At 61.8% G+C, this 10,622-nt stretch carries 11 protein-coding genes; 5 read left to right on the top strand and 6 right to left on the bottom strand.

All coding sequences use genetic code 11. The features are described 5' to 3' along the window. Window positions 1–76 precede the first annotated feature (76 nt). The gene (locus NW853_RS00735) at window positions 77–796 is read right to left on the bottom strand and encodes a DUF554 domain-containing protein (RefSeq protein WP_414334281.1); all 720 of its coding nucleotides are present in this window, start codon (window positions 794–796) and stop codon (window positions 77–79) included. Window positions 797–957: 161 nt separating this feature from the next. Between NW853_RS00735 and NW853_RS00730 the strand changes: the two genes are divergently transcribed. Next, window positions 958–1,482, top strand: coding sequence for a GNAT family N-acetyltransferase (locus NW853_RS00730; protein WP_414334279.1), 525 nt, complete (start codon window positions 958–960; stop codon window positions 1,480–1,482). A gap of 3 nt (window positions 1,483–1,485) precedes the next feature. After that, complete coding sequence (locus tag NW853_RS00725; RefSeq protein WP_414347149.1) at window positions 1,486–2,190, top strand: esterase/lipase family protein; 705 nt, start codon at window positions 1,486–1,488, stop codon at window positions 2,188–2,190. Here NW853_RS00725 and psb29 read toward each other — a convergent pair. Then, window positions 2,187–2,906, bottom strand: a complete 720-nt coding sequence (gene psb29, locus NW853_RS00720; RefSeq protein WP_414334276.1) for a photosystem II biogenesis protein Psp29 — start codon at window positions 2,904–2,906, stop codon at window positions 2,187–2,189. The genes NW853_RS00725 and psb29 overlap by 4 nt on opposite strands. Window positions 2,907–3,029: 123 nt before the next feature. Here psb29 and proB point away from each other — a divergent pair, with 123 nt between their 5' ends. Next, a complete protein-coding gene (proB, locus tag NW853_RS00715) occupies window positions 3,030–4,145 on the top strand; it encodes a glutamate 5-kinase (RefSeq protein ID WP_414334274.1) in 1,116 nt (371 codons plus the stop codon). A 14-nt stretch (window positions 4,146–4,159) separates the two neighbouring features. On the opposite strand, the gene raf1 is transcribed toward proB, so the two are convergent. From raf1 to infC, 4 genes are all read right to left on the bottom strand, one after another. After that, the gene (raf1, locus tag NW853_RS00710; protein ID WP_414347147.1) at window positions 4,160–5,257 is read right to left on the bottom strand and encodes a RuBisCO accumulation factor 1; all 1,098 of its coding nucleotides are present in this window, start codon (window positions 5,255–5,257) and stop codon (window positions 4,160–4,162) included. A 233-nt stretch (window positions 5,258–5,490) separates the two neighbouring features. Then, window positions 5,491–7,407, bottom strand: a complete 1,917-nt coding sequence (locus NW853_RS00705) for a serine/threonine-protein kinase (RefSeq protein WP_414334272.1) — start codon at window positions 7,405–7,407, stop codon at window positions 5,491–5,493. Between the two features lie 103 nt (window positions 7,408–7,510). Continuing rightward, a complete protein-coding gene (gene bcp / locus NW853_RS00700; RefSeq protein ID WP_414334270.1) occupies window positions 7,511–7,975 on the bottom strand; it encodes a thioredoxin-dependent thiol peroxidase in 465 nt (154 codons plus the stop codon). A gap of 14 nt (window positions 7,976–7,989) precedes the next feature. Next, the gene (infC, locus tag NW853_RS00695) at window positions 7,990–8,547 is read right to left on the bottom strand and encodes a translation initiation factor IF-3 (protein ID WP_414334268.1); all 558 of its coding nucleotides are present in this window, start codon (window positions 8,545–8,547) and stop codon (window positions 7,990–7,992) included. A 287-nt stretch (window positions 8,548–8,834) separates the two neighbouring features. Here infC and NW853_RS00690 point away from each other — a divergent pair, with 287 nt between their 5' ends. Continuing rightward, on the top strand, window positions 8,835–9,092 hold the full coding sequence (locus NW853_RS00690) for a hypothetical protein (RefSeq protein WP_414347145.1): 258 nt from the start codon (window positions 8,835–8,837) through the stop codon (window positions 9,090–9,092). A gap of 28 nt (window positions 9,093–9,120) precedes the next feature. Further along, a complete protein-coding gene (locus tag NW853_RS00685) occupies window positions 9,121–10,533 on the top strand; it encodes an aspartate ammonia-lyase (RefSeq protein ID WP_414347143.1) in 1,413 nt (470 codons plus the stop codon). The last annotated feature ends 89 nt before the right edge of the window (window positions 10,534–10,622 follow it).

Raw genomic sequence — 10,622 nt, 5'->3', positions numbered from 1 at the left:
CTCTCCCTGAGGGAGAGGGGAGTTAGAGCGGCGCGTTCGCGACAGCGTTGCGTAGGAATAGCGCCGACCGGGAAAACTAGAAACGGAGATCCCAAACGGGGAAAAACCCCACCAGCAGCTCCACGATCAACAGAGCCGGTAGCAGGTTGGCCACCCGCAGGCGGGCCAGGCCGAGCAGGTTCAGGCCAATGCTCAAGATCAGGATCCCACCGGTGGCCTCTAGGGCCGCCATCAGGTCTGGGCGCAACAGCGGCTGCAACTGCCGCGCCAACAAGGCCACTCCCCCCTGCACCAAGAGCACCGGCAGCGCCGAAAATAGGGTGCCCCAGCCCAGGCTGGCGGCGAAGGCGAGGGTGGCGATCCCATCCAACGCCGCTTTCACCAACAACAGCGAGGGATCCCCTAAGCCATCCCGGATGGATCCCAGCAACGTCATGGGGCCGACCACAAACAGAATGCTGGTGGCAACAAAGGCGCGGGTAATGGGGCTGGGACCCAGCCGGCGGCTTACCTGCTTCTCCAGGGCCTGGCCAACCCGCTCGAAGGCGGCCTCGATGTCGATCCACTCCCCCAGCACCGCTCCTGACACCAGGGCCACCAAAACCGTTAGCGTTTGGGCGGCACTGCTGAGGGTCAGAGCCATTTGGATCCCCAAGACCAACACCAGGGCTCCCATCGCTTGCAAGAGGGTTTGGCTCATGCGTTCGGGCAGGCGGCTGCCCATGCCCCAGCCGAGGCCGCTGCCCACCAGGATGGCCAGGGCATTGACGAGGGTGCCAGTGCCGGGAGGAGCCATAGGTTTGCCCAGACTTTCCATTCTCAGTCTCCAACAAAGGCTCGTCCCAAACCTGCGCGGAAGCACCTAGGCAGATCGGCCATTTTCGCTGCCGATCCTGGCTATACTGGGGACACGCTCACCCAAACCCAGCGGTGGGCTTTCACTCCGCAGCGATTCACATGAGCTTTTGGAAGGGCCTGTTCGGGTCAACAGGGGCTGCTACAACCAAAGAGCCGGCGCAAACAGCCAAGGCCGACCGTCGCCAGGAAACAGTAGTGGTCCGAGGGGAGACTATCCTCTTCAGCTTGGATCCCAACTTGGATCTGTACGAGCTGGAGGAACTCTGCGATGCAGTGGGTTGGTCGCGTCGCCCCATGCACAAAGTGAAAAAAGCCCTGCAGCACAGCTTCTTGGTGGTGTCGATGTGGCTGCAGCGGGGCAGCTATCGTCGCCTCATCGGCTTTGCCCGCGCGACATCTGACCATGCCTTCAATGCCACCATCTGGGATGTGGTGGTGCATCCCGATTTCCAGGGCAGGGGTCTGGGCAGGCGGCTGATGGAAAAGGTAATCCACGAGCTGCGCGCCCAAGACATCAGCAACATCACCCTTTTTGCCGATCAGGGGGTGGTCAGCTTTTACGAACGGCTGGGCTTTACCCCCGACCCCGAGGGGATCAAAGGCATGTTTTGGTATCCCCGCTAGCCCATGGCTCCCCTGGTGATCCTGCCCGGTTATCTGGCGGGCGCGGCGGAATACGAGCCTTTGCGCCAAGCGCTGGAGGCCCGCGGCTATGCGGCGCGGGTGGTGCCGTTGCAGGTGCGCAGTTGGTTTCCCACACTGGGGGGAAGGCCCGTCACGCCCATCTTACGGGCTCTGCAGGCCACCATTCGGCGCACCCAGGCCGAGTTTGGGGTTGAGCGGGTTAACCTGGTGGCCCACTCCGCCGGCGGCTGGATTGCCCGCATCTACCTGGGATCCGTGCCCTATGGGGGACAGGTGTGGCAGGGGCGGGAGCACGTCTCGACCTTGATCAGCCTCGGATCCCCTCACACCAGCCGCGAGCGCTGGACAAGGCGCAATTTGGACTTTGTCAACACCCACTATCCGGGGGCCTTTTGGCCGCAGATCAAATACGTGTGTGTGGCGGGCAAGGCCATCCAAGGGCAGAGGTTGAAGCTGGGATCCCTGTGGCGGCAAGAGCATTATCTGGCTTGGCTGGCCTACAACAGCTATTGGCTCACCGCCGGCCAAGGAGAGCTGTGGGGCGACGGCATTACCCCCATCCAGGCTGCCCACTTACAGGGGGCTGTCAACCTAACCCTGCCCGACTGTTACCATTCGGGTCGAGGTGGGCGGCGCTGGTACGGTTCCCCCGAGGTGGTGGAAGCCTGGGCTGGCTACTTGGCTTAGCTGCTGGGTTCTTTGGGATCGGCAACGGAAGTCTCGGGCAAAGAGGCGGTCGATTGGCGACGTTCCTGCTGGCGTCGGGCGGCTTTCACCATTTCTTCGACAATGGCCCGCGCCTGCTTCATGCGATCCAAGCTGCTGCGGTAGAGCTCCAGATCTTTTTTCACCCGCTCTGCCGAGAAGGGCAGCTTGCCCACCACATCCTCCAAAAAGCGACGGGTGCGCTCTTCCGGTTCTTTGAAAAGGGACTTGGCTACAACTTCATAGGCTGTGTAAAGGCCAACCGCCAAAACCCGGCTGTAGGCATAGGGAGGCTGGGTCATGCGCTCCAAAATGGCTTTCAACCCGCCCACATCTTCCGCCCCCGGTTTGAGACAAAGGAGATCCAGTCTTTGGCGTGGATCCCCGCTGCGCATCAACTCGAGCAGATCGCAGGCATTCTTGCGCAACACCTCCGGCTTGAGGTGGAGAGCCTTACAGAGGGCGTTGAAAATGGCCTCTCGCTGTTCAGGGGGGTGGTAAGCTTCCATCAGCCCGTCGTAGAGGGTGACCAGCCCCAAAGCAAAAAACGGGTCGTAGGTGAAGGCACTGTTGACGGTGGTCAGGTGCAGCTCCACCAGCAACTCTTCCACCACCCGCCGATAGACGGCGTTGATCGGGCGAGGGTAGGCGCTGAAAAAGGTCGCTTTGGTGGCGGCGAGGGTGCGAACAGGATTCACAGGCAGACAGAAAGATGAGCTTGAGGATGGCTTTCTCGACTGTTTTTATTCTCGCCTGTGGTGACTCTGAGGGCAAGCGATGGCCCTCCGCTATGGTGAGATAGGGATGGGTTGAGGAGGGGGATGGCAACAACAGACGTGACGGTGGTGGTGAAGATCGGCACCTCCAGCCTGACGGACACGCAAACCGGCCTGTTGCGCCTTTCGGTGCTGGGGCCGCTGGTGGAGGTACTAACCCACTTGCGCAGGCAGGGGTACGCGGTGATCTTGGTCTCCTCCGGAGCGGTGGGGGTAGGTTGTGCTCGCCTGGGCTGGCGGCAACGACCGACGGCCATTGCCGAAAAGCAGGCGGTGGCTGCCGTGGGGCAGGGACGGCTGATCCGCCTTTACGATGACCTCTTCTCGGCTCTCAACCAGCCGATTGCCCAAGTTTTGCTCACCCGCGGCGATCTGGTGGAGCGCAGCCGCTACGTGAACGCCAATCGCACGTTTGCCCAACTGCTGCAGATGGGGGTTATCCCCATCGTCAACGAAAACGACACCGTGGCAGTGGAGGAGCTGAAATTCGGCGACAACGACTCGCTTTCGGCGTTGGTGGCCAGCATGGTGCAGGCCAAGTGGCTCATCTTGCTCACCGATGTGGACAAGCTCTATTCGGCTGACCCCAACCGGGATCCGTCTGCTGAGCCCATCGAGCGGGTGTTGCCCGGGATCCCTCTCCAGGTGAAGGCCGAAGCCCAGGGAAAAAGCGGCTGGGGCACCGGCGGCATGGCCACCAAGCTAACCGCTGCTCAAATTGCTACAGCCGCAGGCGTCACGGTGGTGATCACCAACGGCAAACGGCCTGAGCAGATCCCGGCCATTCTGGCCGGCGAGGCCATCGGCACCCGCTTTGATCCGGCTCCCCAGCCCGCCAGCGCCCGCAAGCGATGGATTGCCTATGGCCTCATCCCCGAGGGATCTTTGACTTTGGATGAGGGGGCGGTACGGGCGGTGTGCCAGCAAGGACGTTCGCTGCTGCCGGCAGGGATCACGGCCGTTTCTGGGGAATTTGAGGCGGGGGCCGCCGTGCGCCTGTGCGATCCCAGCGGTCAGGAGGTGGCACGGGGTCTGGTGAACTACAGCGCCGCAGAACTGCGGCAGATCAAGGGCAAAAAAACTGCCGAGATCCCTCACATTCTGGGCTACGAGGGGGTCGATACCGCTGTGCATCGGGATAACTTGGCTCTGCTCAACTAGGCCACTGCGATGGCCTATTCTTCCAACTGCCAGGGATCCTGAGCCAGCTCCTCATCGAAAACCCGCGGTGGGCGCACGGCCAGCAGCACCTGGCCCAACAGGGGAGAGGAGGGTGAATCCTCAATCCACTCCACTGCCACCAGTCCAGCCCGATCCAGCAAGAAAAATCCCGCCGTTCCTTCCCAAACCCGAACAGCGCGATCCACCACCAGCAAGACCGGATCCCGTTCTTCCTCAGGGGCTACCGGCAAGCCCAACAGGGATCCCAGCAGCCCGTTTTCTACTGGTAGGACGACCGGATCCCCGGCCTTTTGCATCACCGGCCAAGCGGGCAAGGCCATCCAAGTCTGCTCCGCCGGGCTGGTGACCCAGCCAAAAGGCCCTTGGGGCTCGCCGGCAGGGATCTGTTCCCAGATGTCGGTCGCCAGGGGCAGGGATCCGGCCACCGGCAGCAGGCGCGGCAGATCTTCTTCCAGGCGAAACACAGACAGCTTGGGCAAAACGCTGCGTTGGGGTCGGGAGCTGGCAGCAACCGTGGATAGGAGCTGCTCCACCTGCTGGCGGGCTGTATCGCTATGGACATACCGAAACGCTCGACCGATAGCCCGAGTGCGCTCCTGCAGATCGCGGGTTTGCTGGGCCGTTCTCCAGGCTTGATAGGCCACCGCATCGCCGGGGTGATCCGTAAACCCGTCCGGAAGCCGTTGCAGTTGGGCGTAATTTTTCACGGCACGGGCGATCTCATGAGCTTCATCGACATTCAAATGGCGGTTGAGGACGAATTCCGCCACCCGAACCCGATCCTGTGGCGAGAGGATGCGCAGCTCGTAGAGGATATCGCTGCCTCGGTGGGCAAAATGCTCCAGAACCGCCGGGCTGGCGCCGGCTTTGGCCATCCCCTCGTAAACCTGGGCGGCGACGAGGATCTGATTTTGCTGGGCGGGCTCAAGCCCAGTCGCCTCAAAGATGGCCTGGGGAGTCATTTTCTGTTGCTGCAAGCTTTGGCAGGCCTTGGCCCAATCCAGCCAACGGCCCTCTTTGCGTCGCAGCCGCTCCACCAACAAGCTGGGATCCTCCCCCAGGGCAGAGGGTTCTGGCAGATGTTGACCCATGGCAAGACGTCCTCCACAACAACATCAACACGATCAGCGCAATACAAAACTCACTACCGTCGGGAGTTGGGCAGGCCGAGGCCAAAATACGATCTAAAAGACGACCTCAAGAATTTTTTTAAGAATTTTCCTTGTGCCGGGTTGGCTGTCCTGTCTTTAGCTTAATCGGCGGGAAGCCCGGCACTGTATTGGTGAATTGTGTTTACTCAACGAAGATGAGTGTCGGGAGTCGTTCACTCCAAGGGGATCACCTCGGCAGTATGGCCATCCACAGGCAACTGGTTGAGATCCAATTGCCAAAGCTGGAAGCGCTGTGACTGCCCGGCTGTCAGCACCTGCAGCCAGACCAGCCCCTTTTGCCCCACCTGCAACACTTCAGATCCGACGGGCACGGCCACCTGGGCCAAGGGATCCCCCCCTTCGCCGTACAGCCAGAGGGACGAGAACTCTTCTCCCTCCCGACACAGCAGCAGCAGACCCCAAGGGGCTTGGACCATCTGGACAGGCCACCCTCTCAAAAACCAGCGGCGCACCCGCAGCGGATTCACCTGTACCGAGTCGAGGTAGGGGCAGCAACCCTGCTGGGCCGCAAAGAGCAGCCGTTCCCCCAGGCTGACCGCCATCCCTTGGGGATCCAGGGGTAGGCGATAGCGCAGCGGCTGGGATCCCGGCTGCAAAGGCAAGCCGGTGGGATAAGGCACAAGGCTCATCTGCACCCACTGCCGCCCCGCACCGGTCAGCAAAACCAGATAATCCGAGAGGGCCAGCAAGCGGGGCAGGGATCCCGTCCCAGCCGGCTGCGGGCCAGGCCAACGAAAGTAGCGATGGGAATCGGGGAAAGGCTGGGGCCCGGTCGGCTGCCACTGCACAGCCCCCAGCTCTTGGGCGGTGGCCCAGACCAACTCCTGCCGCTTTGCCAGCCAGGTGGCCTGCCAATCCTCCGCAAAACTCAGCAGGGTACGGATGCGCGCGGGACTCAGGTGCAAAAGGCTGCTTTTGGAAAAAGCCAAAGCCTCCGGGAAGCTCGGCAAAGGCAGCACTTGCCGCAACGGTTCGGCCAAGGAGAAACAGGCCAGAGGCGGCGCTCCTGAGGCAAGGGTCTGCAGCTCCAGCCACTCCAGCTTCTGGGAGGTCACTCGCAACAGCAGCGGGGAACGGCAGCCACTGGGATCCTCGCAGATGTAGAACTTTTGCTCAGGCGGGGACTCCATCCCGCCACCGCCCACAAAACCCGGATCCGGCAGATCCCAGACCTGCAGGCCGGGGGGGGATCGCCTGGACAGGTGCGGGCCAACCCAACAACTGGCCGGCTCCTGCCACTCCTGAGCAAACACCGCCAGAGCTGAGCGCATCTGCGCCGCCGTGCGAAACCGCCGCAAGGGCAATTTGCGCAACGTGATCTCCAGCAGTTCCTGCAGCGGGGCCGGGATCCCTTCTGGGCAGACAAACGGCTGGTTGAGGTGGGCGTGCATCAACTGGCTGGGGGAGCCGGAAAAGGGCCGCTGACCCGTCAACAGCTCCAGGAGGATGATCCCCACCGCGTAGAGGTCAGAAGCGGGGCCAAACTGGCCGTAGAACCGCTCTGGCGCCATGTAGGCCGGCGAGCCGGTGGCGGCGATCTCGCCGGGGGCAGGTTGGGGGTGGCGGGCGATGCCAAAGTCCGTCAGCTTCAGTTGCCAGCCCTGGGGTGTGGGCTTGAGCAAAATGTTCTCCGGCTTCACATCGCAGTGGATCACCCCCTGGCGATGGGCATGATCCAGCCCGGCCAAGATCTGATCCACAAAGCCCAAAACCTGCTTGACCGGCAGCCACAGCCCCCGCTCCACCTGGTCGATCAGCTCCCGCAGGGTGCCCCCCTCGCAGTACTCCAACACCAAATACCGCCCCTCGCGGGCATGTTCGAGGGCGTAGCAGCGGGTGATATTGGGATGGTTCAACGTCAGCAAGTAGCGCAGCTCCCGCAGCAGGTTGGGGGTGGGGAAACGCTCCGCCGGCAGCTCCTTGAGGGCCACCAGCTCCCCCCCTTGGCGGGGCCGGGCGCAAAACACGCGCCCATACTGACCTTGGCCAGCCAAACCCAAAACTTGGTAGCTGTCGTGAATCGACTTGGTGGTACGGCTGCGTCGGGACACGGCGCCAGGGGAATCCATACCGGCACTTTGTATCGTTATATCCCCTGCCCGCTCTCTTCTTGTCCTAATCTCGGCACCTTTGCCGACAGGGCTGCTCCCCCTGCACCCACCAATGGAGAGACTAGGAGCCGGTCAACTGCTGGAGCAGCTCCGCCGCGTGAGTCTCCACCTTGACCTTGGTGATGACGGCCTCGATCTTCCCCTCCGGATCGATGACAAAGGTGGTGCGGTGGATGCCGTTATAGACTTTGCCCATGAACTTTTTCGGGCCATAGACGCCGTAGGCGGTGGCCACCTTGGCCCCCTCGTCCACCAACAGCGGAAAAGGGAGCTGCAGTTTTTGGGCAAATTTTTGGTGGGAACGGGCATCGTCGGCGCTCACCCCCAAGATGTGGATCCCCTGGGCCTGATACTCGGCGTAGGCATCCCGAAAGCCACAGGCTTCTTGGGTGCAGCCGGGGGTGTTGTCCCGCGGGTAAAAATAGAGCACCACCCGCCGGCCCCGCAACTGGCTCAAGCTGATCAAGTTGCCCTCGGCATCGGGCAAGGTGAACTCCGGCGCGGGATCCCCAACAGCAAGAGGCATGGCGGGATCCCTCCTCAGGTGGATTTTTTCGGGGAGAGGATCATCGTGATGTTGCGCCCTTCCTTTTGGGGAGGCTGCTGCATTTCCGCTACGCCTTCTAGGTCTTTGAACAAGCGCTGCAGCAGTTCTTCCCCCAACTCGGCGTGCTGGGCCTCGCGACCGCGAAACATCACCGTGGCTTTCACCTTGTCTCCATCCCCCAAGAACTGTTGGGCGCTGCGCAGGCGCACGTGGTAGTCGTGCTCGCCGATGTTGTAGCGAAACTTCACTTCCTTGATCTCGGCAGTGTGTTGTTTTTTGCGGGCCTCCCGCTCTTTTTTCTCCTTCTCAAACTTGAACTTGCCGTAGTCCATGATGCGGCAGACGGGGGGATCCGCTTTGTCGCTCACCAAGACCAGGTCTAGGTCTTTTTCTTCGGCCAGGCGCAGGGCTTCGCGCGGGCTCATGATCCCCAACTGGGTGCCGTCGGTATCGATGAGGCGGATTTTGGGGAAGCGGATGCGCTCGTTGATGGCCGGCAGCTCTGCACGCTGCTTGCGGGGAAAGCGGTCAAGTGGACGCTCTACGGACAAGTTTTCCTCTCTGAACGGAACGCAGGACAAAGACAAATGCCAAAAGAAGCAGACGCCTTTTGGGCGACGCCGACCCACAGACTTGAACTCTCCAAGCGGCTGTCGGCCCGCCGGCCAAGGCATGCTGCACCTATACTAGCTGGCATTTTCTATCTCCTTCTAGAGCTGTCAAGAGTTGTCAAGGCTCGCTCACCTGGGATCCGGTCAGGTTCCGCGGTAGGATAACCAAAGCAGCGATCCGGACGGGATCGAGGGTTGTTTGTCGGCCAGCAGGGAGGGCAAAAGCGGTGCAACTGGGTTTAACGGAACGGGAACTAAAAGACCTGGCCCAGAAGTCGGTTCAGCTCATCTTGAGCCCGCGGGAGGGGGATAGCGAGGCGCTGATCCAGTACAAGTCTTCGGCGGAATTTCGGGCCGGAGTCCATCTGGCCTGCGCGGCCATGGTACTGGTTTTGGCGGAAAACAACGAGCGCATCGGCCAACAGTTGGCCGCCCTCCAGGAAAAGGGATCCCTGCAGGAGCCTTCCCCAAAAGCTGCCGGCTGAAGCGGCGGCCCCCAAACATCATCCGGCCATGGTTCCAGAGACTACTCCGCCGCAAGTGCGTTGCGAACGAGACTCGATGGGGGAGCGACAACTGCCCCAGTCGGTCTACTACGGCATCCAAACCGCCCGCGCCCTGGAGAACTTTCCCATCAGCGGCCTCAGGCCTCTGCCAGAGTACGTGGAAGCCTGTGTGCTGATCAAAAAGGCGGCGGCTGAAGTCAACGGCGAGCTGGGCTGCATTCCGGCAGAGGTGGCCAAGGCGATTGTCCAAGCAGCAGACGAGATCCTCCAGGGATCTCTGCGGGATCAATTTGTGGTGGATGTGTACCAGGCGGGGGCGGGCACCTCTCACCACATGAATGTGAACGAGGTGCTGGCCAACCGGGCTTTGGAGATCCTGGGGGAGCCCAAGGGACGCTACGAGCGGGTCAGCCCCAACGACCACGTCAACTACGGCCAGTCCACCAACGACGTGATCCCCACCGCCATCCGCCTGGCCGCCCTGTCGCGGGTGCGGCGGGATCTGTTGGTCACACTGGACAACCTGGTGGCGGCACTGGAGCAGAAGGCCCAAGAGTTTCGCGGCATCCTCAAAGCCGGTCGCACCCATTTACAGGATGCTGTCCCTGTAAGGCTGGGGGACAGCTTTGGGGCCTATGCGGCCATCTTTGCCCAGCACCGCCGCTGGATCGAGGAGGCCAGCCAGGCTCTGTGCAGCTTAGGGTTGGGGGGCAGCGCGGTCGGCACCGGCCTCAACACCCCCCCCCAGTACCGACAACAGGTGGTGCAGCGGCTGGCGGATTACACCCAGTTGCCCCTCACCCCGGCTCCCCATCCCATGGCAGCGATGCAGAGCATGGCCCCCTTTGTGCACCTGTCGGGATCCCTGCGCAACCTGGCCCAGGACGGCATCAAACTGGCCAATGACCTGCGGCTGATGGATTCCGGCCCCAAGACCGGCCTCAAGGAGATTCAACTGCCGCCGGTGCAGCCCGGCTCCTCCATCATGCCCGGCAAGTACAACCCGGTGCTGGCCGAGATGCTGAACATGGTCTGCTTCCAGGTGATCGGGCTGGACACCGCCATCACCCTCTGTGCTCAGGCGGGGCAATTTGAGCTGAACGTGATGATGCCCCTCATCGCCTACGACCTTCTGCACAGCCTGCAGATCTTGAACAACAGCCTGCGGGTCTTCGCCGAGCGCTGCATTCAAGGCATCATCCCCTACCCGGAGCGGTGCCGCAGCTATGCGGAAGGAACTCTCGCTCTGGTGACCGCCCTCAACCCCTACATTGGCTATTTGCAGGCGGCAGAGATAGCCAAGCTCTCCCTGGAAACCGGCAAACCCATCCGCCAAATCCTGTTGGAGCGCAACTTGATGAGCCCGGAACAGGTGGCCAAAGTGTTGGACCTAGAGGCGATGAGCCAAATGCAGTCCTAGCCCATTCACTGCAGAGAGGGAATACTGCTCCCAGCGCCCAGCATCATTTGCCCAACACCTCAGGTTTTGTAGTCAATGAAACGTTTCTC

Source organism: Synechococcus sp. H55.11 (genome assembly GCF_047462475.1).
Lineage (GTDB): Bacteria > Cyanobacteriota > Cyanobacteriia > Thermostichales > Thermostichaceae > Thermostichus.
The sequence above is the reverse complement of the archived record's forward strand: the minus strand, read 5'-3'. Positions and strand labels throughout refer to the sequence as shown.

Excerpts from the sequence above, each read along its gene's own strand:
- NW853_RS00735 (WP_414334281.1), bottom strand. The coding sequence starts at position 796 with ATGGCTCCTCCCGGCACTGGCACCCTCGTCAATGCCCTGGCCATCCTG.
- NW853_RS00730 (WP_414334279.1), top strand. The coding sequence starts at position 958 with ATGAGCTTTTGGAAGGGCCTGTTCGGGTCAACAGGGGCTGCTACAACC.
- NW853_RS00725 (WP_414347149.1), top strand. The coding sequence starts at position 1,486 with ATGGCTCCCCTGGTGATCCTGCCCGGTTATCTGGCGGGCGCGGCGGAA.
- proB (WP_414334274.1), top strand. The coding sequence starts at position 3,030 with ATGGCAACAACAGACGTGACGGTGGTGGTGAAGATCGGCACCTCCAGC.
- raf1 (WP_414347147.1), bottom strand. The coding sequence starts at position 5,257 with ATGGGTCAACATCTGCCAGAACCCTCTGCCCTGGGGGAGGATCCCAGC.
- NW853_RS00705 (WP_414334272.1), bottom strand. The coding sequence starts at position 7,407 with ATGGATTCCCCTGGCGCCGTGTCCCGACGCAGCCGTACCACCAAGTCG.
- bcp (WP_414334270.1), bottom strand. The coding sequence starts at position 7,975 with ATGCCTCTTGCTGTTGGGGATCCCGCGCCGGAGTTCACCTTGCCCGAT.
- NW853_RS00685 (WP_414347143.1), top strand. The coding sequence starts at position 9,121 with ATGGTTCCAGAGACTACTCCGCCGCAAGTGCGTTGCGAACGAGACTCG.